This is a genomic window from Coprococcus sp. OM04-5BH, from assembly GCF_003482105.1.
In the GTDB taxonomy this organism is placed as follows: domain Bacteria; phylum Bacillota; class Clostridia; order Lachnospirales; family Lachnospiraceae; genus Coprococcus.
Window position 1 is genome coordinate 409,495 of sequence record NZ_QULM01000001.1, and the last position, 24,427, is coordinate 433,921.

At 41.9% G+C, this 24,427-nt stretch carries 23 protein-coding genes and 1 pseudogene; 16 read left to right on the forward strand and 8 right to left on the reverse strand.

What is annotated here, in order from left to right; genetic code table 11:
* The first annotated feature begins 15 nt into the window (after positions 1-15).
* Positions 16-711, forward strand: a complete 696-nt coding sequence (locus tag DXB54_RS01800) for a hypothetical protein (RefSeq protein ID WP_021938385.1) — start codon at positions 16-18, stop codon at positions 709-711.
* Between the two features lie 171 nt (positions 712-882).
* On the opposite strand, the gene DXB54_RS01805 is transcribed toward DXB54_RS01800, so the two are convergent.
* The 4 genes from DXB54_RS01805 to DXB54_RS01815 all read right to left on the reverse strand — a co-directional run bounded on the left by DXB54_RS01805 (position 883) and on the right by DXB54_RS01815 (position 4,931).
* Positions 883-2,151: a transglutaminase domain-containing protein gene (locus DXB54_RS01805; protein WP_021938384.1), complete on the reverse strand. Its 1,269-nt coding sequence runs from the start codon at positions 2,149-2,151 to the stop codon at positions 883-885.
* 191 nt (positions 2,152-2,342) lie between these two features.
* Complete coding sequence (locus DXB54_RS11915) at positions 2,343-2,519, reverse strand: DUF6472 family protein (RefSeq protein ID WP_021938383.1); 177 nt, start codon at positions 2,517-2,519, stop codon at positions 2,343-2,345.
* Positions 2,520-2,578: 59 nt separating this feature from the next.
* Positions 2,579-4,390 (reverse strand): ABC-F family ATP-binding cassette domain-containing protein, encoded by a 1,812-nt coding sequence (locus DXB54_RS01810; protein ID WP_118694068.1) that lies wholly within the window; start codon positions 4,388-4,390, stop codon positions 2,579-2,581.
* A 292-nt stretch (positions 4,391-4,682) separates the two neighbouring features.
* Positions 4,683-4,931: an HPr family phosphocarrier protein gene (locus tag DXB54_RS01815; RefSeq protein WP_021938381.1), complete on the reverse strand. Its 249-nt coding sequence runs from the start codon at positions 4,929-4,931 to the stop codon at positions 4,683-4,685.
* Between the two features lie 326 nt (positions 4,932-5,257).
* Here DXB54_RS01815 and DXB54_RS01820 point away from each other — a divergent pair.
* The 9 genes and pseudogenes from DXB54_RS01820 to DXB54_RS01860 all read left to right on the forward strand — a co-directional run.
* Positions 5,258-5,419, forward strand: a pseudogene (locus DXB54_RS01820) (pyridoxal-phosphate dependent enzyme); the annotation flags it as partial.
* Positions 5,420-5,677: 258 nt separating this feature from the next.
* On the forward strand, positions 5,678-5,923 hold the full coding sequence (locus DXB54_RS01825) for a DUF3784 domain-containing protein (protein ID WP_118694069.1): 246 nt from the start codon (positions 5,678-5,680) through the stop codon (positions 5,921-5,923).
* A 247-nt stretch (positions 5,924-6,170) separates the two neighbouring features.
* Positions 6,171-7,532: a TrkH family potassium uptake protein gene (locus DXB54_RS01830; protein WP_243104723.1), complete on the forward strand. Its 1,362-nt coding sequence runs from the start codon at positions 6,171-6,173 to the stop codon at positions 7,530-7,532.
* A gap of 23 nt (positions 7,533-7,555) precedes the next feature.
* Positions 7,556-8,206, forward strand: coding sequence for a potassium channel family protein (locus tag DXB54_RS01835; protein ID WP_158578152.1), 651 nt, complete (start codon positions 7,556-7,558; stop codon positions 8,204-8,206).
* Between the two features lie 186 nt (positions 8,207-8,392).
* On the forward strand, positions 8,393-9,319 hold the full coding sequence (locus tag DXB54_RS01840; RefSeq protein ID WP_118694071.1) for an NAD(P)/FAD-dependent oxidoreductase: 927 nt from the start codon (positions 8,393-8,395) through the stop codon (positions 9,317-9,319).
* 217 nt (positions 9,320-9,536) lie between these two features.
* Complete coding sequence (locus DXB54_RS01845; protein ID WP_118694072.1) at positions 9,537-9,770, forward strand: HPr family phosphocarrier protein; 234 nt, start codon at positions 9,537-9,539, stop codon at positions 9,768-9,770.
* 157 nt (positions 9,771-9,927) lie between these two features.
* Complete coding sequence (gene udp, locus DXB54_RS01850; RefSeq protein ID WP_118694073.1) at positions 9,928-10,704, forward strand: uridine phosphorylase; 777 nt, start codon at positions 9,928-9,930, stop codon at positions 10,702-10,704.
* 140 nt (positions 10,705-10,844) lie between these two features.
* A complete protein-coding gene (locus DXB54_RS01855; RefSeq protein WP_021938374.1) occupies positions 10,845-11,096 on the forward strand; it encodes an acyl carrier protein in 252 nt (83 codons plus the stop codon).
* A 15-nt stretch (positions 11,097-11,111) separates the two neighbouring features.
* Complete coding sequence (locus tag DXB54_RS01860; RefSeq protein WP_021938373.1) at positions 11,112-12,158, forward strand: hypothetical protein; 1,047 nt, start codon at positions 11,112-11,114, stop codon at positions 12,156-12,158.
* A gap of 123 nt (positions 12,159-12,281) precedes the next feature.
* Here DXB54_RS01860 and DXB54_RS01865 read toward each other — a convergent pair whose 3' ends face one another.
* Both DXB54_RS01865 and DXB54_RS01870 read right to left on the reverse strand, forming a co-directional pair.
* The gene (locus DXB54_RS01865; protein ID WP_021938372.1) at positions 12,282-12,884 is read right to left on the reverse strand and encodes a cytidylate kinase-like family protein; all 603 of its coding nucleotides are present in this window, start codon (positions 12,882-12,884) and stop codon (positions 12,282-12,284) included.
* Between the two features lie 116 nt (positions 12,885-13,000).
* The gene (locus DXB54_RS01870; RefSeq protein ID WP_118694075.1) at positions 13,001-14,374 is read right to left on the reverse strand and encodes an SLC13 family permease; all 1,374 of its coding nucleotides are present in this window, start codon (positions 14,372-14,374) and stop codon (positions 13,001-13,003) included.
* Between the two features lie 375 nt (positions 14,375-14,749).
* Between DXB54_RS01870 and DXB54_RS01875 the strand changes: the two genes are divergently transcribed.
* From DXB54_RS01875 to DXB54_RS12150, 3 genes are all read left to right on the forward strand, one after another.
* Entirely contained in the window at positions 14,750-15,316 is a 567-nt protein-coding gene (locus tag DXB54_RS01875) for a TIGR00730 family Rossman fold protein (protein ID WP_118694076.1), read from the forward strand.
* Positions 15,317-15,446: 130 nt separating this feature from the next.
* Positions 15,447-16,172 (forward strand): DNA alkylation repair protein, encoded by a 726-nt coding sequence (locus tag DXB54_RS01880; RefSeq protein ID WP_243104724.1) that lies wholly within the window; start codon positions 15,447-15,449, stop codon positions 16,170-16,172.
* A 169-nt stretch (positions 16,173-16,341) separates the two neighbouring features.
* On the forward strand, positions 16,342-16,476 hold the full coding sequence (locus DXB54_RS12150; protein WP_021938368.1) for a hypothetical protein: 135 nt from the start codon (positions 16,342-16,344) through the stop codon (positions 16,474-16,476).
* A 98-nt stretch (positions 16,477-16,574) separates the two neighbouring features.
* Here the strand turns inward: DXB54_RS12150 and DXB54_RS01885 are convergent, their stop codons facing one another.
* On the reverse strand, positions 16,575-17,105 hold the full coding sequence (locus tag DXB54_RS01885; protein ID WP_021938367.1) for a TetR/AcrR family transcriptional regulator: 531 nt from the start codon (positions 17,103-17,105) through the stop codon (positions 16,575-16,577).
* Positions 17,106-17,345: 240 nt separating this feature from the next.
* On the opposite strand from DXB54_RS01885, the gene glgB reads away from it, so the two are divergent.
* The 3 genes from glgB (at position 17,346) to DXB54_RS01900 (ending at position 22,718) form a co-directional block, all read left to right on the forward strand.
* On the forward strand, positions 17,346-19,259 hold the full coding sequence (glgB, locus tag DXB54_RS01890) for a 1,4-alpha-glucan branching protein GlgB (protein ID WP_118694077.1): 1,914 nt from the start codon (positions 17,346-17,348) through the stop codon (positions 19,257-19,259).
* 2 nt (positions 19,260-19,261) lie between these two features.
* Entirely contained in the window at positions 19,262-20,818 is a 1,557-nt protein-coding gene (locus DXB54_RS01895; protein ID WP_118694078.1) for an ABC-F family ATP-binding cassette domain-containing protein, read from the forward strand.
* Positions 20,819-20,930: 112 nt separating this feature from the next.
* Entirely contained in the window at positions 20,931-22,718 is a 1,788-nt protein-coding gene (locus DXB54_RS01900; protein WP_118694079.1) for a bifunctional homocysteine S-methyltransferase/methylenetetrahydrofolate reductase, read from the forward strand.
* Between the two features lie 82 nt (positions 22,719-22,800).
* Here the strand turns inward: DXB54_RS01900 and DXB54_RS01905 are convergent, their stop codons facing one another.
* The gene (locus tag DXB54_RS01905) at positions 22,801-24,153 is read right to left on the reverse strand and encodes an MATE family efflux transporter (protein WP_021938363.1); all 1,353 of its coding nucleotides are present in this window, start codon (positions 24,151-24,153) and stop codon (positions 22,801-22,803) included.
* Positions 24,154-24,427 lie beyond the last annotated feature (274 nt).

The following is a 24,427-nucleotide window of genomic DNA, read 5'->3' on the forward strand; positions in this document are numbered from 1 at the left end:
GTAATGGAGGGGTAAATGGGCAACACAGACATATTTCTTGACAAATACAAGCAGCTTGAGAACTGTGCAATAAATGAATTTAAGCTTCCGCCGGATGGGTCAGCGGTTGCCAAGCTTGAGAAAAGAAGCGAGTTCAAGGACATAAAATATGAGCTTAACTATTGCAGGGAGGTAAGGAATCTTCTTCAGCATAATCAGAAGCTTGATGATGAGTTCCCTGTGGAGCCAAGCAATAAGATGATAGAGCTTCTTGACACAGTGATAGACAGGATAAAAAATCCGGTAAGGTGCATAGATGTGGCGATCCTTGACAGAAACCTTATATGGCGTTCCTATGAAGACAGGGTTCTGCCTACCATAAAGCTCATGAATGAGAAGAACATATCCCATATACCTATTCTTAAGGACAGGAGAGTTGTGGGAGATTTCAGTGATAACTGCGTATTTCCGTTTTTGCTGGGGGATGATAACTGCCACATAGACGAGAATACCCGGTTTAAGGATCTTAAGCAGTATCTTGATCTGGAAGCACACCCATCAGAGGTTTTTAAGTTTATTCCGGCGGACTCAAAGCTGTCTTACGCAGAGAAGCTCTACGAGGAAGCCAGGAACAGACATGAAAGGATAGGGCTTGTATTTCTCACTGCAAATGGAAGAAGTGATGAGAGGATACTTGGTATCCTTACAGCCTGGTTGATAATCGGACAGTAACATATAGCAGATAAATATTTAATTTCGGAACAGCTGTCCGGAATTCATGCAGGCATGAACTGTATGACTGTAAATAAAAAAGACATGTAAGATTGATTTTCTTGCATGTCTTTTTTGCTATCGTAGAATATGTTTTATATTTAAACATCCGGCAATCACTGTTATATGTTATCAGAGAGGTGGACGTCTCAACTGCTCATCAAGCTCCTTGCTTTCGATTACTGTAACCTTTGTGTTTTTGATCTTAGTCTGCTTTGATTTTATCCTGCGGGCATGTATCTTCTTAATAAGTATTACAAGAAGTATGATTATAATACCGATACTGATTAAGACAACCGAAACTCCGTATTTGTCCAGGATCTTGTCGAAGAAATTGTAATTGGCCTTAGTCCATATACCACTGTCCTCCAGATCTTCACGGATCTTGTCTACAGAATACGTTGTTCCTGTACAATCAGGTATGTTGCTTAAGAAATCCTTGTTTGGAACAAGGTCAGGAGCATGCTCGGTTGTAACGTTGAAGTAATCATATTTGAGGACATCCTTGCCGGTAGTTGTTATAGGATCGTCATTCGCAAGGTCAACCAGATACCACTCACCGCCTATATATACAGCGTTCCATGCGTGGGAGTCGTAGGTTACGGCGTCCTTTGTCTCGTCAGACTGCTTTGGATTACCCTGTATGTAGACACAAGGCACATCAAGCTGATCCATTACAGCCTTGAATGCTTTGGCATATCCGAAGGAGGTTGCACTCTTGTGACTGGTGTTGAACACACCGTCTATGGTGCCTGCCCAGTAATCTTTGGAATTATATGCATCGGCCTCAGTGTTGTAATATATGTTGTCGATTATTTCGTTGTGGATGGTGTACTCCTTCTCGTAATCATGAGCGTCTGCGGAAACCTTGGCAACATAGTTGGCAATCTCGATATCCATGTTGTTCTTGATAACCTGACGGGAATTACCATTTGCATAATCCTCGTAACAGTAAACGCTTACCTGGTAGAATACTGAGCCCTTCTCACCATTTGAGACAGCCTGATATGTACAATCAGGTATGAGCCAGAAGTATTCAGGATGGTCTGCATAGAACGCGTGGATAACTCTGTCCAGTCCACCTGAATTGATGACATCCCAGTCCTGTTTGCTTACATTGACTGTAAAGGCTGTGTAGGTCTTTTTTTCATTGATGTCTACATACTGTGAAGCATTGGCTGTAGAATTATGAAACTTGTAGGCAGCCTCAGCTATGGAATCGTACACGGACTTATACGCATCGTTTTCAAATTGATCGTAGTAATATGTTTTGCCGTCTATGGATGGAGTCTCGGATTTGGAACTGTCAGACTCTGCCCTGACGGTTAAAGTATTTCCTCCGGCAAAAGTACTGACTGTCATTGCAACTGACATCAGCAGTACAAGAAACCTTTTTTTCATGCAGTCATCCCCCTATTTTGAACATCAGACTATTAATTTGCTTTTATATAAAGCTTGACACTATCTTGTTATGGAGCATAGTCCATAATTATATGTCACTGCTGAAATTCGTAATTAAACTATATTATAGCATGTAGGTGTGATTTAATCCACTACAAATTTTGCCCTGAATGTAGTGTATTTTGACATTATTACATTTGTTTTCTTACTATCTTATACTCATCATCCAACTGGAAGTATGGACAGGATTCATATGAATTTGAAATAAATCTTCCGAAGTCATCCTCGTCCATGTTGACCATACATTCTGAAAAATCATCTTCCTCATCATATACATAATGAGCACACAGATCACAACTTGCTGCCATGATAAATCCTCCAAAATCAAAAATTTATTTACCCGGGATTTTTACCGGTTATTCAATATTTATTTGCCTAAGCTCTCCACAAGCTCTTCAAGATAGAAGTAACGATCCATAAGCTTTGTGAGCCTTGCGTCGGTTTCTTCCTTTTCTGCCATAAGCTTGTTGAGCTTCACGAAATCCGTAGTCACACCGGCTATCTCCTTATCAAGTTCTGCGATACGATCCTCGCAGGCAGTGATATCGTCCTGAATGGTGTCATACTCACGCTGCTCGTTAAAGGAAAGCTTGGTCTTGGCTCTTTTTGGCTTCTCGTGTTTTGATGCTTCCGTGACCACAGGAGCAGGACAAGCTTCTTTAGAGACCTTATTAAAGTTCGCCGCAGAATTGGCAAAAGTTCCGTACTGCACATAGTAGTCTGTATATCCGCCCTCAAACTGGGATATGTGGCCTTCCCCGTCAAATACCAGGAGCTTCCTTACAACTCTGTCCAGAAAATATCTGTCATGGGATACTACGATAAGAATGCCCCGGAAACTGTCCAGATAGTCCTCAAGGATACAGAGGGTGGATATATCAAGATCATTTGTAGGCTCATCAAGGATCAGTACATTAGGAGCCGTAGCCAGTATCTTAAGCAGATAGAGACGCCTCTTCTCACCACCTGACAGCTTGGCAATCTTCTGGTACTGAAGTGTGGAGTCAAAAAGGAAACGCTCACACAGTACGGAGGCGGACATGGTCCCCTCGGTGGTCTTGATATATTCGGCAGTTTCCTTTACATATTCAAGGACCCCCATATCAAGAGGCAGAGCCTCATTTTCCTGGGAGAAATATCCTATACGCACGGTGTCGCCGATCTCTATATGGCCTGAATCCGGTTTTATAAGACCGCAGATAAGCTTCATAAGGGTTGATTTGCCGCAGCCGTTGGGACCTGTTATGCCGATCCTGTCAGTTCTTAGGAAGTTGTAAGAGAAATCCGATATTACCGGGTGGTCGTAGCTCTTATACAGATCATATATCTCTATGGTCTTATTACCGAGCCGGCTGCCGATGGAGTTCATGGTGACGGTCTGGGTCTCCTTGATCAGTTCCTCAGACGCCAGTTTCTCGTATCTGGCTATATGAGCCTTCTGCTTGGTGCTTCTGGCTCTGGCACCGCGCCTTATCCATGCCAGCTCCTTTCTGAGGATGTTCTGGTGTTTCTTCTCTGTTGCAAGTGCCATATTCTCACGTTCTGCCTTAAGTTCCAGATATCCCTCGTAGTTGGCGTTATAACTGTAGGTCTTTCCCTTATCTATCTCTACGATCCTGTTACATACCTTATCAAGGAAATATCTGTCGTGGGTGACCATAACGAGAGCACCCTTATAATTATTCAGATATTCCTCAAGGTATTCCGTCATGTCATTGTCCAGGTGGTTGGTAGGCTCGTCAAGAACCAGTATTTCACAGTCGGACAGCAGGGCAGCAGCCAGTGCAACCTTCTTTTTCTGCCCCCCGGACAGCTTATTTGCTTCTATATTAATGTCCTTAAAGCCCAGTTCTCCAAGGAGAGCTTTAGCGTCTCCCTCGATGGTCCATTGATTTGATTCATTTTCATTTGCAGTTACAACACAGTCATATATGCTGCGACCCTCAGGAAATTCAGGAGTCTGGGGCAGGTAGTTGATGACTACGTTGTTGCCCTTTATGACCTGCCCTGAATCGCAGGTGTCAAGTCCGGATATAAGCTTGAGCAGTGTTGACTTGCCGGTGCCGTTTATTCCGATGATGCCGATCTTCTCTCCGGAATTGACGGAGAAGTCCGCATGATCGAACAGCACCTTGTCTGTATATGCTTTGCTGAAATCTTTAATAGTAAGTAAATTCATAAATATCCATATCCTTTATATTTGGCAGGGGATTACCCACTTCAGTATCCCCCGGTCTTGTTCACTGGACATTTTAGCGCAAAAGCAGCCCGATAACAAGCGGACATTAGAAGTAATATGCGATATGGGCAAATATCAGCAAAATGAAATTATACCGGGTGGTCTGTAGAACCGGGGAAAAAACTTACGGATAATCATAATTCTGGGAAAAATAAAAATGACTTGAGTAATTCCGAAATTGAAAATGAGAGGACCGGCATATATTAGAATAGGTGCCGGCCCCGCGTCGCTTTTAAGCGGCAATCGTGTATGGTGCAAGGAAATCCCTTATCTCATCTGTGATCTCGTCATAGAAAATTACTGCGAGATCTGTGTTGAGTCCGAGGCTTGCAACACCAAGGATAGACTTAGCGTCTACCATGAGATTTCTGTTGTTGCCGGAGATATCTGCATCTCCCGGATATTTTATCATAACCTCAACAAAATTTTTCACATCATCAAATGAATAAAACCTAACCTTAATAGTATTTGCATTCATCATAACTATGTCCTCCTTTTGAATAAAAATTATTTTGGGCGCCTAAATACCCCTTTTTTTCTTACCCCAAAGAAAATTGTAAAGATTATTTTTTCTTTCAGCATGTTATATCATCTTTTTTGGGGAAGGTCAAATAAAAAAATATAAACAAGTCTCCCAAATTCTAAAATTTTTATAAACTAAAACGAATAAGATAATTCTTATTGATATGGTAGGGAAATGAAAATTATACTTCCGTGTGGAAGGTGAAAAGAATTATCATGTAGTTTATTTCAGGGGGAGTCTTCCCGGAACCGAAAAATATATATTAAAGAAAGAAAACAGAAATTATGGCAAAGATAGCAGCACGTTTGACAGAACTTATAGTAAATACACCACTTCTGGAACTTACTAATTATGAGAAGGAGCTTGGACTTAAGGCACATATTGTGGCGAAGCTTGAGTATTTTAATCCATGGGGATCAGTAAAGGATCGTGCAGCACCAGCCCTTTGCAGAAAGCAAATTTTAATTGTCCAAGCACATAATTTAAGGATTGCATTATCTGTTATAATTTATTGTTAAATTCTCGGCAACCCCTTATAAATACTAACTTTTCTGTAGGTGTTCATTATGCTTACTTTGCTGATAACAAATAGAACTTTTTATTCTCCATTATTGTGGTTTGATAACGGAAATATTAATGCAGAATAACTTCTGTTATGATATAATAATTCGGAGTGTTCAATATAGAGATGCTGTCACGAATAAATAGGATTTTTATTCAATAATGCGTATCTGTATGCTTCAAAAGAAGAACGGGCTACGATGGATAAGAAACCACATTATCGTCAAAGTGCCATAGTATTTCTGATGATAGGGATTGAGTTTTTGTTAATTGCAATTTCTGTATTCTGTATAAATCGTTGGATTCGTTATATAGCCATTGCGGTTGCTATTATCGCTATAATTTATGTGGTTGTTTCTAGCGTGATGATTGAAATGCATAAGAAATAAGTGGAGAAGTATAATCTGATTGCTTGGGATGTTCCATGTCATGGAAAATCCAGACCCTACGAAAAGTTTGATTTGGAGGATACGACTAATGTAATCATTAAAATAATGAAAGAATTTCTTGAGGAAAAGGTATTATGCAGTTGAGGAAATAAAAATGCAATATATTGAATACGGAAAATAAAGTAAAGGATATGCGAATTTACTTGAAAAATTCTTGGGTAAACCGATGGAATAGAGGGGTTTGGATATGAAGAAAAAGTTTCATTTTAAATTGTCTACTACGCAGACAACCATGCTCAGTTTTTTCTTGGCAATACTTGTGGGGAGCGTATTACTTGCATTGCCAATTAGTTCAGCTAATGGCGAAGCAGTTCCATATATAGATGCACTATTCACAGCAACAACCGCAATATGCGTAACAGGACTTGTTACACTTCCAACTGTTTCAACATGGAGTCTTTTTGGACAGGTTGTTATATTGATTTTAATACAAATTGGCGGGCTGGGTGTTATTACTATCATGTCAGGGCTTATGATTAGTCTGCATCGGAAAATAGGTATCAAAGACAGAATGCTAATTCAGGATGCATTTAATCTGAATACATTATCAGGGATTGTAAAGTTTATAAAAAAAGTTCTTGTTGGTACATTTGTTGTGGAAGGTACTGGAGCAATTCTGTATATGACAGTATTTGTGCCTAAGTACGGTGCAAAAGGAATATGGATATCTATATTTAATTCCATATCAGCATTTTGTAATGCAGGAATTGATATCATATCCGAAAATAGTTTATGTGATTATGCATTAAATCCGATGATTAATATTGTAACGAGTGCATTAATTATTATTGGTGGAATTGGATACATCGTCTGGTGGGATGTAATAAGAGCATTGAAAGATATACGAAATAAAAAGTTAAAATTCTTTTCAAATTTGACATTACACAGCAAGATAGCTCTTTCTGCAACAGGAGTACTTATAGTTGTTGGAGCGGTGTTTTTCTTTATCTTTGAATATAATAATCCACTTACTATGAAGGATTATTCTTTATTTGACAAAATACAGGCTTCGTTATTTCAATCTGTAACTACGAGAACTGCCGGATTTGCAACAATACCACAACAGAATCTGACGAATGCCTCTGCTACTGTTTCGTTATTGTTGATGTTTATTGGCGGTTCCCCGGTAGGAACAGCAGGTGGAATCAAAACTGTTACAATTGCTGTGCTAATCTTTGCCGCATTTAGTACGATAAATAACAAAGAAGATGTAGTACTTTTCCAGCGAACAATCCCAAAACAGGCAGTTAGTAAAGCTGTTGCAGTGGTATGTATGTCGTTTATGATTATGTTTATATCAACACTTCTTTTATCAGCAGTTACAAATGCGAATGCACTTGACATTGCTTATGAAACAGTAAGTGCAACTGCAACAGTAGGTCTTACAAGAAACTTGACCCCAATACTGAATATATGGGGAAAACTGATTATTATTGTAACCATGTATCTTGGACGAGTTGGACCTATATCACTTGTGATTGCGTTTAATACAACGAAAGAGAAAAAAAATATTATTAAAGAGCCTACCGAGGAAATCAGTATTGGATAATCTATTGTGAAAGGATGAAGAAAATGAGCATAAATAAATCATATGCCATACTTGGACTTGGCAGATATGGCAGGTCTGTTGCAAAAGAACTTGTGGAAAACGGAGCGGAGGTACTTGCAGTTGATATTGATGAAGATATTGTGAATGCGGCAATATCCGAAATTCCATATTGTAAATGTGCCGATGTTACAGATGCTGAAGTAATTAAACAGCTTGGTATTGCAAATGTTGATGTAGTAATAATTGCCATAGCAACAAATTTAGAAGCAAGTGTCATGGCAACCCTGTTATGCAAGGAAATAGGCGTTAAAACTGTTATTGCAAAATGTGCAAGTGAAATGAATTGTAAGATATTAAGTAAAGTGGGAGCAGACCGCATTGTATTTCCGGAAAGTGAATCAGGAATCAGATTAGCCAAAAATCTTCTAAGTTCTGGTTTTATTGATATTATAGAACTTTCAAAAGATGTTTCCATGGTAGAGCTTGAAGTGAAGCCGGAATGGGAAGGAAAAAATTTATCAGAATTAAATCTAAGAAGAAAATATTCTATCAATGTTGTAGCTATTATTCAGGACAAGAATATCTGTGTTAATATTGATCCGGAGAAGCCTTTGAAAAAGACAATGAGGCTTATAGTGATTGCAAATACAGCAAGACTGGGTAAGTTGAAGTAATGACTATTTTTGGTGGTTGATGAAAAAACAGAATATTGGATTTGCCTTTCTTTTGTTGGGGGTGATTTTCGCACTTGCACCATCATAGTTTGAAGCCATGTTTGTATCCTATGCACACAGCCAGGAGGATATAGACAGAACATGTGAGATCATAAAGAAATATAAAGATAATTAGGAGAGGAAGATATGAGAGATTTGGTTATTATAGGCAGCGGTCCTGCAGGCTTGTCTGCCGCAATTTACGCCAAAAGAGCAATGATGGATGTAGTGGTTATGGAAAAGGCTGCTTTTTCCGGTGGACAGATCGTGAATACTGAGAAGGTGGACAATTATCTGGGAATGCCCGGTATAAGCGGATTTGATATGGCTATGAAGTTCAGGGAGCATGCAGATCTGTTTGAAATAGAGTTTGATGACAGGGAGGTAATGAGCCTTGAGGATCACGGAGACCATAAGACAATCAGTCTTGAGGATGGCACAGACCTGGATACAAGGGCAGTGCTGGTGACTACAGGAGCAAGACACAGGAATTTAGGTGTTCCGGGGGAGGAAGAATTCGCCGGAGCAGGAGTTTCATATTGTGCTACATGCGATGGTGCCTTTTTCAGGAACAAGGAGGTTGCTGTGGTAGGTGGGGGAAACATAGCTCTTGAGGATGCCTTATACCTGTCAAAGATGTGCAGCAAGGTACATCTTATTCATAGGCGGGATGAGTTCAGAGGAGAAAAAATACTGGGCGCGCAGGTGCTTGAGACTCCAAACATAGAATTTCATCCATTTGCCAAGGTGACTGAGATAGGCGGAAAGCCGGGCAGCCTGGAGTTGAAGATAGCAGAACAGGTAAATGGAACTCCGGAGGAACATATGCTTTTAGTGTCAGGAATGTTTATAGCTGTGGGAACTGTTCCGTTGACAGATTTTATTGAGGGAATAGTGGAGCTTGATGAAGCTGGTTATGTGAAAGCGGGAGAGACAGGACAGACAAGTGTTCCCGGCATATTTGCAGCAGGAGATGTCAGAACAAAGAATGTGCGTCAGGTTGCAACGGCAGTGGGAGATGGAGCCGCGGTTATTCATTATGTTGAGGAGTATCTTAACAGACTATTAAAGTAAAGTGTCAAATGACACATGAAAAAGTAAAGCACGATCTAAGGAGTATAGTGACAGCGTCAGATATATGTACTCTATTTAAAATGTACTGCAAAGAAGTTGTTCTATATATGTTCAATTCTTGACGTTAGGGGATAAGGGTGTTAATATGAATTTGTAATATGAATTTACAGATTGGTGACAAAAAAGTCACATAAGATATGCTCAGGGAGGATTAGAGATGCAGATAACAGAAATGAAGGCAAAGGTCAATACAATGGAGGATATAAAGAGTCTCGTTGCGATTCTTAATCAGTTTCCGGGTGATGTTGATGTTTCATCAGCACAGTATGTAGTAGATGGAAAGTCTATTCTCGGAGTATTCAGTCTTGACCTTGAGAAGCCGCTTACTATTAAGTTCCACGGTGAGATCCCAGATGACATCGACAGCAAGTTAGCACAGTACAAGTGTTGATTTTCCGGGGGCAGGACAGATATTATACATAAATTAATATTTGGCAGTTAACAGTTAATATAGTAAGGATTATACTGCAGTAACAGAAAAACCATAACATCCGACCAACTCGTATGCTGTGGTTTTTCTTTTTATTCTACTTAAAGGAGGCGGTTACATGATATATCAGGGAGATACAGGTTTAGAGTACCACGTTAAGGTAAAAAAGGGAGACGTAGGCAGGTATGTGATACTGCCTGGAGATCCCAAGAGGTGCAGCAAGATAGCGGCATATCTTGATGACGCAAAGCTGGTGGCAGACAACAGGGAATTTGTCACATATACAGGATATCTGGATGACGTTAAGGTGTCCGTGTGTTCCACAGGAATAGGAGGACCATCGGCGGCTATAGCCCTTGAGGAGCTGGTTCATGTAGGAGCAGATACGTTCATAAGAGTGGGAACCTGCGGCGGTATGCAGATGGATGTACTGGCAGGAGAACTGGTCATAGCTACAGGAGCAGTCAGGATGGAGGGCACATCAAGGGAGTACGCGCCTATTGAGTACCCTGCGGTTACTGATCTTGCAGTGACAAATGCCCTTATTGCGGCAGCCAAGGAGATGGGAGTGACAGCTCATGCGGGAGTTGTGCAGTCCAAGGATTCCTTCTACGGACAGCATGAGCCGGAGAAGAAGCCTGTGGGATATGAGCTTCTTGCCAGATGGGACGCCTACTGCAAGCTGGGATGTCTTGCCTCGGAGATGGAGGGGGCAGCCCTTATGATAGCGGGAGCTTCCCTTAGAGTAAGGGTGGGTGCCTGCTTCCTTGTAGTGGGCAATCAGGAGCGTAGAGCGGCAGGTTATGAGGAGACTCAGGTGTATGATACAGAGTCGGCAATAAAGACCGCCATAGGAGCTATAAGAAAGCTTGAAAAAAGTCCTCAAAACATATAAAATAGAGATAGCATGATTTAATAACTTTTCAGTCATTTGTTCGTAACTTCTGTTGGGGGACGGAAGGTGCCGGAGATTTGACAACAGTAGTCTGACGCAAGTCGGAGGGTAGTTACACTATAATTATTGGGAGGTTAGAAATGGACAAGGAAACATTAAAGAGCAAAGTTTTAAAAGTAGTTTCAGATGTGTTACCGGAGATCGATGTTGACAATATTGATATGTCTGCAGAGCTGACGAAGAAGTACGGCATTAATTCAGTGTCGGTCATTCAGATCATAGTAGCATTAGAGCAGGAATTTGGTATCCTGTATGAGGATTCAGAGCTTGCATTAGGATTATATTATGACATGAATGATTTGGTAGACTCAGTTGCAGCAAAGGTTAAATAGGGGAGGTACACAGACATGAGTAATAAGAAAATATTGCCGGTGAGTTATCCGATGATAACTTCATGGCAGTGGCATGCCACATTATTTTCAATAATAGGCGATGATGAGAGAGCAAAGGAATGGATATACAGCAATTATATCCAGCTTAGATGTTACAACATAGAAGAGATATTCACAGGTGATGAGATGCTTTTGGCTGATATGATGCCGGGTAGCAGCTCCATTAAGGAATGTCCGTATCTGTTGTTCTCCCTTATGACCAAGGAGCAGGTTGAGAGTTATTGTGGAGATATCATAACATTTATCATTAAGACAATAGACCTGGGCGGCTATGTATACGGAGTATTTGACGAGGCTAAGATCCTCTGCGACACAGGAGCTGATTACAAGTTCCCACACGAGCTGTTCATATTCGGATATGACAAGGACAAGCAGGAATTTAACGTAGGTGACTTTACATTCGGAGACCACTACTCATACACAACCGTATCATTTGAGGATGTTAAGAAGGGCTATGATATAATTACAGCCGCAGATGATCATATGTTTAAGGATGATTATAAAGGGCGCAGAGGTTTATATGTTATCCAGAAGAACCTTGAAGAGGAATACTACAAGATTGATACAAAGTTCATTAAAGATACTCTTGTGGAATACCTTGAGGCAAAGGACAGCAAGAACCATTACCGTATGATGAGAAACAGGTTCACAGATACTGTATTTGGCGTGAATGTATATGACGCGGTGCTTAAGCAGATCGGTATCCAGTTATCAGGTGACGATCCGGATTTCGATATCAGAGCACTTCATCTTGTATACGATCATAAGGTTCTCATGAATGAGAGAATAAAGTACCTCATGGAGAAGGGCATATTGGAGTACAATAGTGAGATCCTCGACTCATACATGGAGGTTGTAAACCTCATGCTCACAGCAAGGAATCTTCTTATTAAATGTTCTATCACAGGCAAGGTCGACTGCCTTGACAGATTTGAGAAGTATATAATGGGAGCAAAGGAGAAGGAGATCGCTATTTTAAGTAAGGTAGCAGAGCTTCTGTAATAACGGGAAAGCATATATTACCATAAAAAAGCTTCACACCGGTGATGAATATCATTGATGTGAAGCTTTTGTTGTAGATGTTTTAATTTATGGGACCGTAGTTGTTACAAGGTCCTGTCTGTTTTATTTTAACTTAGCCATTCTCTTCTCAATGTATGCGCAGAGGAAATCGGCTGTCTCTTCAATTCCGAAGTATGATGAGCTTATGCATATATCATAAGTTGTTGCGTCCCCCCAGCCCTCAACACCGTGGCTGTCGTGGTAGTTACGACGCTGTTTATCCTTCTTCTCAATGAAGACCTTTGCTTCCTTTTCTGAAAGCTTGTCTGCAGTCATGATACGTTTAATTCTCGCGTCATCCTCAGCATTTACAAATATTGTGATGAGGTTCTCGTTTCCGTGGAGTGCCACGTCAGCACAACGTCCGACTACTACAAATGATTCACCGGAAGCGGCCTTTTCTTTAATGAAATCAGCCTGCATCTGTGCAAGCACATCCTCCATTGAAGCATTGTGCTCATTATATTTTCTTGAAAGAAAGATATTGCGCTTTTTCTCATCGTATTTTACAAGCTCCTCATAATCGGAATTATTCTCGTCTGCAATATGCTTTAAGATGTTCTTATCATACAGAGAAATTCCAAAATGTTCTGCAATCCTCTCGGCAATCACATGTCCACCGCTTCCGCATGTACGACCAAGAGCAATAAGTATCTGTTTGTCCATATACGTACCTCCCGACTTGAACATCAGCCCATTTAAATGGCTGACACAATATAGTATATTGCCCCTGGTATTTCAGGGGCAACACAGTTAATCTCATACTATTATCTTATCACAAATTATATAGTAATTCCACCGCAGTAGCGAAGGAAAATAATAAGCATTGATATTGCAACTACGATGATCGTAGCAGGTGCTGCTGTCTTACAGTACTTGCCCCATCCGATAGGATGACCGTTCTTAGCTGCAACGGCTGTACCTACAACGTTTGCAGAAGCACCGATAGGAGTTGCACTGCCACCTATATCAGTACCCATTGATAATGTCCATGCAAGGCAGTGAACAAGAGCCGGACTACCTGATGCACCTGCAAGTCCCTTGATTACAGGAAGCATTGTTGCGGCAAATGGAATGTTATCAACAAATGCACTGGCAAATGCTGAGAGCCAGATGATGATGGCTACCATAAGGTATACATTTCCACCGCAGATCTTCTCGATAACGCCTGCGATAGCTGTTAAAACGCCTGTCTGTTCAAGACCGCCTACAACAATGAAGAGACCGATGAAGAAGGCAAGGGTCTTCCAGTCAACACCCTTTAATACCTTGCCGATATTCTTGCCTGATGTGGCAAGGGTTATTATTGCTATAAACGTTCCGATAAAGGCAACTGTAAGATGTGTTGCTGAGTGTGACACAAGAAGGATAACCGCAATACCGAAGATAACGCTTGATATAACAAATTCTCTTGTGCTTGATATAGCAGACTTAGGATCAGGGATAGCAGAAAGATCTACTGTCTCGCCGTCCTTTGGAGCAAGCTGCTTGTGGTATACCAGGTAGAAGTAGATAACTACCACAATAAGACATATTCCTGCAATGACACCTGTGTTCTTTAAGAAGTCGAAGAATGAGTAGCCAAGGCCTGTACCGATGATGATGTTTGGTGGGTCACCGCACATTGTAGCGGAACCGCCCAGGTTCGCACAGAATATCTCCGACAGGATCATAGGAACCGGATTAAGCTTAAGAAGCTTTGAAAGCTCTACAGTTACTGCTGCAAGGAACAGGATAACTGTGATACTGTCTATGAACATTGAAAGCACTGATGCCATGACCATGAATGTTATGAAGAGAGGGATAGGCTTGTAATTAACAAGCTTAGCCAGTCTTAAGCATAACCAACGGAAGAAGCCGGCATGAGCCATGCCTTCAACCATGATCATCATTCCACACAAGAAGATGATGGTTGCCCAGTTGATACCTGAGCTTTCCTCACTCTGGGTGGAGTACCAGAAGTTTAATGTAAAGATTGCTTTGTAATTAAGGGTTTTTACTACTGCGTCGATACTGCGCATTGCAACGCCAAATACGAAGATAAGGGTCAATGCACCTGCTGTAAGTGTTACGTACTGCTTCTCGATCTTATCAAGAACCATCAGGGCGAACATTACAAGAAAGATTGACACAGCAATAATCTGAGCTGCTGTCATTTGCAATTCCTCCTATATAAAATAATATACTTAACCATGGGCTGGGATGTTATATACTTAGATCCTTTGGCAACATGGTTTTGAACCATATGCAATAATAGCACATTGCACCGGGGAATACTAATATTATTTTATTTTTTTTGTAAATTTCTTTTTTTATGTTAAAATATATGTCTGTAGGTCGTTTAAGTGCGAAAAAGCATAATAAAAATAATATTTCAGGGGTTTTATTGGTTTATTTGCCGGAGATTTCTGCATAGATATAATAAATGACCTTATTCTCAGGAAAATGAAAGCATGAAAAGGGATATCATTACAGTAAAGCATTACAGCGTTTCATAGGTTGAGATATTAATATTATTAAGGAGATATGGAATGAATATTTGCGTATACGGATCATCAAGCGATGATATAGATAAGAAATACATAGAAGCCACAGAGCGGCTTGGAGAGCTTATGGCGGAGCATGGACACGGGCTGGTGTTCGGCGGCGGGGCCAGAGGTCTTATGGGAGCGGTTGCAAGAGGCGTTGCCGGAAAGAACGGCAGTATAATCGGTGTTGCACCGGGGTTTTTCAATGTGGACGGAGTGCTCTTTGACAAATGCACGGAGTTCATCACCACAGATACCATGAGGGAGAGAAAGGCTGTCATGGAGGACAGGGCAGACGCCTTTATCGTAACGCCCGGAGGCATGGGTACATTTGAAGAGTTCTTTGAGATACTTACCCTTAAGGAGCTGGGACGTCACGGCAAGGCAATAGTCATATTCAACATAGACGGCTACTATGATAAGCTGATCCAGATGCTTGATGAATCTGTGGAGAAGAAGTTCATGGTGCCTGCCATCCGTGAGATTTACACAGTCCTTGATGATGAGGAAGAGATCTTAAAGTATCTTGAGGGTTACAAGACCGAGGTAGGTAGGGTATTCAAGTTCTAAGAGCAAACAGGACATGATCGATATTTAATTTAAAGGCTTCAGAACAAAGGCTTCAGAACAGAGATTTTGAGACAAAAGCCGGGGAAAAAGTATGGTTTCAAGGGTTATATATACATGGGAGTGATAAAGCGTGGCAGATACAAACTATGGTGTAAATGATCTCATAAGAGACGAGTTATACAAGAATATGGATGAGGAGTACGGCAGGCAGCAGGCGAAGCTGATCCCGGAATGTGGCAATATCATAGGTGTGAGAATGCCTGTGCTCAACAAGATGGCAAGGGAAATCGCCAGTGTAAACTGGAAGGAATATCTGCAGGGTGCAAGGAGCGACACATACGAGGAGATACTGCTACAGGCTCTTGTCCTTGGGTATGCCAGAGGCAAGGTTGACGATATACTACTGTATATAGAAGAGTTTATTCCGCTTATAGACAACTGGGCGGTGTGCGATCACCTGTGTGCAGGTCTTGGCATGGCAAGGGAGTATCAGGAAGAGTTTTGGGAATTTATAACAAAATGGGTGAGCCGGGACGGCAGGCTTAAGAAGCCGGGGCATCCCGAGTATATAATGCGTTTTGTTACGGTCATGATGCTGGATTATTTTATAAATGACAGGTATATAGACAATGTGCTCTTCGCTTACAATACCATGAAGCATCCGGGATATTACTTCAAGATGGGTGTTGCCTGGGGTCTTGAGACTGCATATTACAGCTATCCGGATAAGGTGCTGGCATTTTTGAAGGATAATGACCTGGATGATGAGACCCTTTCCATGACATTTAAGAAGCTGCTTAATTCAGGGAAGTTAAGTGACGAAGAAAAACAGGCTATAAAAGAAATCCGTGAATGAATAAAATTCAAGATAAAAAAACAGCATATATGATCATAGATTGTAAAAAATCGTAAAAAATTTAAAAATACTAATATTATAGATAAATTGAATAATAAAAAATAAAACCTCCATACTAATAAGTAATAAATGGATACAAATATTACTGAACAGCATGGAGGTTTTTATTATGAAATTATTTTTAAAAAGTTGTCTCAGACTTATCAAGGGTACTGTTTTGGTTGGCATTGCCTATGCTATGATGAAGTGTTGCCGGTTATGCCTTGAGGCAGAACGCAAGACCCTTTCAAAAACCGAGTCATAACACATCACATGAAGAAAGAAAATCCGGTCACATATGACAGTCTTCTTGAAATTCCTGCTTCGGAGCAATTGCTTCCCTGAAATACTGTTTTATAGACATTACTTTCCCGAAAGGCTTGACATGGTGTCTGCGATAACCTGAATTACCAGGTCGGGATTTTCATTCTTGTACTGGAGAAGGGCGTTGGAGCAGCCCTGTATCAGCATGGTAACCTTTACATTGTATGACAGTTCATTTAACTCAGGATGACCCTTGAATATTGTCTCCTTGATCTTTGCTTCAAGCTTGGAAGTGAGCAACCCGTAGTTTTTGTCATTTGCAGGGAAAAGGATGTTAAACATGTGTCCCTGGTTTATGAAAGCGTAGCAAAGCTGGGCAGTAGCCTCAGCCGGGTTGCTTATGAACAGCTCCGGATTTGGGATGTCCGATATGAGCTTTTCTATGGCATCGTTCTCCAGATAATCTGCAAGGTCATATATATCCTTGAAGTGCAGGTAGAAGGTCTGCTTGCTTATGCCGGCTTTCTCAGTAAGCTCCTTCACGGTTATCCTCTCTAGAGCTTTCTTAGAGCGAAGCTCCAGAAATGCACTGAATATACTATTTCTTGTTCTTGTTATTCTTAAATCCATATGGCTTATCTTTCCTTATATCAATTCTATGTGAATATAACTTCAAATTTCTAATATTATTTACACTTTTAGACTACAGTCAAATAATTGACTAAGATAAATTATTGCTTATGGCAATGGACTTTCCTGTGCCTTATAATAATGGAAAATATGACTACAGTCAAGAATATAATTCTGTGGCGTGATATTAGACGTTTCACGGGATTGCAGAAAATACATCAGGGAACAAGGGAGAAGGTTATGGATATATATGAATTTTATTCAGGCAAATGTTTCGAGGCATATGAGGAATTAGGAGCACATCTTATAAGAGAAAAAAAAGCCGGCAAGACCGGGGCAAATAAAAAGACAGGGACAGTAAAGGCAAAGGATACAGAGGTAAAGGGTGTTAGATTTGTAACCTATGCACCCAACGCAGCAGGAGTAAGCCTTATGGGAGATTTCAACAGCTGGGGCGAAACAGAGATGACAAGGTGCTATGGCGGAGGCTTCTATGAGGTGACAGTGGCTGGTGCCCGCCCGGGAATGATGTACAAGTATAAGATATATCACAGGGATGGCAGCAGCATGGAGCACTGTGATCCTTACGGCTTCGGCATGGAGCTTCGCCCGGCATATGCCTCTATCATAAGAGACCTGGATGAGTATAAGTTTAAAGACAGCAGGTGGATGAAGACCAGAAGTGTAAGACAGGGTTCGCCTTTGAATATATTCGAGGTTCATCTCGGTTCCTTTAAGACCAAGCCTGTATATGATGAAAACGGAAATGAGTTGACAACGGAGCAGGTGGCAGAGGAAGGCAGAGTCCATGAGAGCTGGTATACATACACAGAGATTGCTCCGCTTCTTGTGGAATATGTGAAGGCACACAATTACAACTATGTGGAATTTATGCCATTGTCAGAGCACCCAAGTGACCAGTCCTGGGGATACCAGAATACAGGCTTTTTCAGTCCTACCTCAAGATACGGAACAGCGGCAGAGCTGATGGAGCTTGTGGATGTGCTCCATCAGAACAATATCGGAGTTATCATGGATTTTGTTCCGGTGCATTTTGCTCTTGATGGTTACGGACTTGCAAGGTATGACGGAACGCCTCTCTACGAGCACCCTACAAATGATGTTGGCTACAGCGAGTGGGGAAGCATGAACTTCATCCATTCAAAAGGTGAGGTGTCAAGCTTCTTACAGAGTGCAGCTAACTACTGGCTTGAGAAGTATCATTTTGATGGTCTCAGAATGGACGCCATAAGCCGTATCATCTACTGGATGGGAGATCCTGACAGAGGGGTGAATGAGCGTGCGGTAGAATTTATCCGTACCATGAACAAGGGACTTAAGGAGAGACACCCAAGTGCCATGCTCTGTGCTGAGGACTCCACAGATTACAAGGGAACCACCAAGGAGGTTCAGTACGGAGGACTGGGCTTTGATTACAAATGGGATATGGGCTGGATGAATGACACCCTTGATTTCTTCAGAACCCTTCCGTTCTGCAGGGCAGAGCACTACCACAAGCTGACATTCTCAATGATGTATTACTATAATGAAAGATATATGCTGCCACTGTCCCACGATGAGGTGGTACACGGCAAGGCGACCATCCTTCAGAAGATGGCGGGACCGTATGAGGAGAAGTTCCCACAGGCCAGAGCACTCTATGCTTACATGTATGCCCATCCCGGCAAGAAGCTTAATTTCATGGGAAATGAGCTTGGCCAGTTAAGAGAGTGGGATGAGAAGAGACAACAGGATTACGACATATTAAAGTATCCGCTTCATTCAGCCTTCAATACCTATATCAAGGATCTCAACAAGATATATATGAAGGAGAAGGCCCTGTGGGCATGGGATGATGATCCTCATGGCTTCGACTGGATACTCTGCGGCAAGGAGCAGGATGTGGTATATATCTTCCAGAGAGTAGTTGAGGAGGAGAAGATCATAGTCGTTCTTAACCTTTCGGGAATGACCTACTACAATTATCATTTCAGATATGGCTTCGGCAATTCCATGAAGGTGATCATAAACAGTGACTGGAATAAGTACGGCGGCTCCACACCGGACAGTGAGAAGACAATATATGGTGATAAAGGTGATTTTGGATTTGACCTGAAGCCCTTGTCTGCATTATATTTAAGACCGGAGGATTAAGAATGATTTTAGATGTAAGTAATTTAAGCCACGGATTTGGCGACAGAGCAATATTTGAAGATGTGTCCTTCAGACTGTTGAAGGGCGAGCATATAGGGCTTGTAGGGGCAAATGGTGAGGGTAAGTCTACCTTCATGAACATAGTTACAGGGAGTCTCATGCCTGACGCAGGAAAGGTAACATGGGCGAAGAACGTAACAGTAGGATACCTTGACCAGCATACAGTCCTTACTAAGGGCATGACCATCGGTGAGGTGTTAAAGAGTGCTTTCTCAAGATTGTTTGAAATGGAAGCACGTATAAATGAAATATGTGACAAGCTGGGAGAGGTCACTGATGAGGACGAGATGAACGCCCTTCTTGATGAGATGGGAAGCCTTCAGGATCTTTTAGACAGCCATGATTTTTATAATATAGATTCAAAGGTAGAGGAGGTAGCAAGAGCATTTGATCTGTTGCCTCTGGGACTTGATAAGGATGTAACGGACCTGTCCGGAGGACAGAGGACTAAGGTACTGCTGGCGAAGCTTCTGCTTTCAAAGCCAGAGATACTCTTACTTGACGAGCCGACCAACTATCTGGACGCCAATCATATAGAGTGGCTTAAAAGGTATCTCAGGGATTATGAGAATGCATTTATACTCATCTCCCATGACATACCATTTTTAAATTCGGTTATTAACATCATCTACCACATGGAGAACTGTAAGCTCACAAGATATGTGGGAGATTATGATAAGTTCCTTGAGGTGTACGAGGTGAGAAAGAACCAGCTTGAGGCGGCTTACAGGAAGCAGCAGCAGGAGATATCTGAGCTTAAGGATTTCGTTGCCAGAAACAAGGCAAGGGTTGCTACCAGGAACATGGCAATGTCAAGGCAGAAGAAGCTTGACAAAATGGAGATCATAGAGCTTGAGAGAGAGAGACCGAAGCCGGAATTTAACTTCAAGGAGGCGAGAACCTCAGGTAAGGTTATATTTGAAACCACAGATCTTGTTATAGGCTATGACAAGGATAAGCCGTTGTCCAGACCTATGAACCTGAGAATGGAGAGGGGAGACAAGATTGCTATTGTGGGAACAAACGGTATTGGAAAGACAACCTTCCTAAAGAGCGTTCTGGGGCTTATCCCGGTTATATCGGGAAAGGCAAATCTGGGAGATTATCTGTACAAGGGGTATTTCGAGCAGGAGTGCAGCATGGGCGAGAATACCTGTCTTGAAGAGATCTGGCAGGAGTTTCCGGGATATACCCAGTATGAGGTAAGAAGTGCCCTTGCCAAGTGCGGTCTCACCACAAAGCACATAGAGAGCAAGGTGAAGGTGCTGTCCGGTGGAGAACAGGCCAAGGTAAGATTATGCAAGCTTATCAATACCGAAACAAATGTCCTTCTTTTAGACGAGCCTACCAATCATCTTGATGTGGATGCGAAGGATGAGCTTAAGCGTGCCTTAAAGGCATACAAGGGTTCCATACTTGTGGTATGTCATGAGCCTGAGTTCTACGAAGGACTGGTGAAGGACATATGGAATCTTGAGCAGTATTCATTACTGTCATAAAGATAGTTGAAATCTGTGATAGTATGTGGAACGTGAGTATACAAGGGCAGATTGAACCCGGTGGTATCTGTGGACTTGAGTAAAAAAACATAATAGGGAATGGAATACATAGATGTCTGAATTACTTAACATATTAAGAGAGCATAAGATAATAGCTGACGGCGCATTTGGAACTTATTTTCAGAGCAAATATGGTGATAATGACAATGTTGCTCCGGAGCGGGCGAACCTTACGGACCGCTCCAAGGTTGTTGCCATACATAAGGATTATATTGCAGCAGGGGCGAGACTCATAAGGACGAATACGTTTGCAAGTAACACAATATCCCTGGGGATGAATTTCATGGAGGTTCTGGCAAATGTAAGAAATGCGGTGGCAGCAGCCAGGACGGCGGTAAGGGAAAGCTTTGTAAGAGATAAAGTGTTCATAGCCGGAGACATAGGCCCCATACCGAAGGATTCCGGTGCGGATCACAGCCAGATCGTAAATGAATACATGACCATAGCTGATATTTTTATAGAAGAGAAGCTGGACATGATACTTTTTGAGACCCAGGCGGAGCTTTCGGACATACTTCCGGTTATACATCACATAAAGGAAGTAAGTGACATGCCGGTGTGGGTACAGTTCTCCGTGAACCAGTTCGGATACAGTAATGCAGGACTTTCGGCAAGGAAGCTGTGGGAGCTGGCGGCAGCAGATGATGATATAGACGGAATAGGCTTAAACTGTGGAATAGGTCCTGCCCACATGGAGAAGATACTTAAGACCGTGAACCTTGACTGCGGCAAATTCGTATCAGTGCTTCCAAATGCCGGCTATCCGAAGCTGTTCATGAACAGACTTACATTTTCAAACAATATAGGATATTTCTCCGAGAAGGCGGGAGTATTTGCCCGGATGGGAGCGGACATTATAGGCGGCTGCTGTGGAACCGACCCTGCCAATATTGAAGATATACGGAGAACAGTTTCTTTACAGCATAATGATAAGATTAAGACCGTGGCAGGTCAGACCCATGAGGCTTTCGACCCTTGTGACACCGGGCTTCTCTCCGTAAGAAAGAATGATCCGACTCACAAGATAATTGCAGTGGAGCTGGTACCTCCTGTCAATGCGGATGATGAGAAGCTTCTTGACGCTGCAAATATCTTAAAGAATGCCGGAGCTGATGTGGTTACATTTCCGGATTCTCCATCAGGAAGAACCAGGGCAGATGCAGTGCTCATGGCGGAAAAGGTTAAGAATGAGACAGGACTCAGGGTCATGCCTCATATCTGCTGTCGTGATAAGAATGCCATAGCCATAAGAGCGACCATACTCGGGGCAAGGCTTAACGGAATAGAGGATTTCCTGGTCATAACCGGGGATCCTGTGCCGGTTATGATAAGACAGACCACAAAGAGTGTGTTCAACTTCGATTCCATAGGAATGATGAACATAATCTCTGACATGAATGAGGAGATTCTTAAATCCCACAGGGTAAGCTATGGGGGAGCCATAAATCATAACAGGGTAAATCTTAACATAGAGATAGAACGCGTTAAAAAGAAAATGAAGGCAGGTGCTACATTCTTCTTAAGCCAGCCGGTGTTCTCAGCCAGGCAGGCTGAGATATTAAAGGGGATAAAGGAGCAGACCGGTGCGGTGATACTGGTGGGTATCATGCCTTTGGTGAGCAGAAGAAATGCCATGTTCATGAAGAGTGAGATGAGTGGTATCAACATTCCTGATGAGGTTATCAACAGATATCCTGAAGATGGCAGCAGGGAAGAGGGAGAAGCTGTGGGCGTAGCCCTTGCAAAGGACATAATGGCTGCAACGGAAGACTTCGCTGATGGATACTATTTCTCCTTCCCATTCAACAGAGTCGGTATGTTAAAGAAAATCATGGAGTAAAATTAATAAAAACCGGGCAGAGTGATCACCCGGTTTTTATTATGGTAATTATGGACATGTGATATGTGGTATTTAATACACGTTAGTTAGTTTCTTTGGCTTTGTAAGCCTCAAAAACCTTCTCAGGTGGGCAGGTGAAGTACATTATGGAGAGCATAAGTGTACAGGATGCCCAGATGATAGGCTCTGTAATGGTAATTCCAAGATAACCAAGATGAGGTGCCAGGAATATAACTGACAGGATCTTGAATATCATCTCAAGAGTACTTGAAGCTATAGGAACGATCTTTCTTCCCATTCCCTGCATTGAACATCTGAGAACGAAGAGAGGTCCAAGGACGTAGAAGCAAGGAACACTGATCTTCAGGTACATGATGGCAGGATCTACAATGGCAGCCTTGGTGGTTCCCGTAACCAGTCTGATAAGTGGAGAAGCCAGCAGCATATCCAGTATCACCAGAACGGTGGTTATTATCATATTTATCATTATGCCGGCCTTTATACCCTCTTTCACACGGTCTATCCTTCCGGCACCCATATTCTGGCTGACAAAGGTGGTTACGGCATTTCCCACTATGTATAGCATTACCGTCAGGATATCGAATACCCTTCTGGCAGCAGTGTGGGCAGTGATTATATCTGTACCCAGCTTGTTGATGGCACTCTGTAATACGATGGTACCGATATTTACAATACAGCTCATGAAGCCCATGGACAGGGCGGACATGCACAGATCGGTGAAATCCACATGGGATACGGAATACTCACCCTTCTTAGGAAGTAACCATTTGCACTTGAATAAGAGGTATGCCGTACATCCGATGGCGGATACTGCCTGGGAGATCACGGTGGCAACAGCGGCACCTACCACTGCCATGTTGAAGCCCCTTATGAACAGCAGGTCAAGTCCGATGTTTAAGACAACGGATACGCCGAGGAAATAAAGGGGAGTCTTGCTGTCACCTACGGCTCTTAATATATTGGCAGAAAGATTATAGAGGGCTATGAACACCAGTCCCACAATGATGATCCTTACATAGTCATCAGCCATGCCAAGAATCTCCGCAGGAGTGCCAAGGAGCCTTAGTACTGGGTAAATGAATACCAGTCCTAAGACAATGAGGAAAATGGTTGCCAGAGCCGTAAGTATGGTGGATACGGCAACAGTTCTTCTGAGCTTCTCGTAATCCTTTGCTCCGTAATTCCTGGCGATAGGTATTGCAAGTCCCAGGGTTCCGCTGATCAGGAAACCCATAAGCATGTTGGATACAACGCTTGTGGCACCTACGGCAGCCAGTGCGTCTGAGCTTACATAATTTCCCACAATGGCTGAATCGGCGAAGTTGTACAACTGCTGGGACAATTGACCGATGATCATAGGAATAGCGAATAACCATATAACCTTCATTGGTTTTCCTGTGGTCAAATCTTTCATATAAAAACATCCTTTCTTAAAAATAAATCATAATAAAATAAATCATAACCATAAAGCTTCTAAAAAATATAAATACAAAATCCACATCAGTAAAAAAAAGAAAATGCCTGACCGGATAATAAAAATACATTGTGCATATTAGTTTAATAACAAACAGTATAATTTCCAGCGTGAAAACGATTTCACAAATAGTTTCGAAGTCCAATCTATAACGGATGGGAAAACAAGTCAATAGGCAAAACGCAAATAAAAAAAGTTTGTAAAAAGTGTTCAA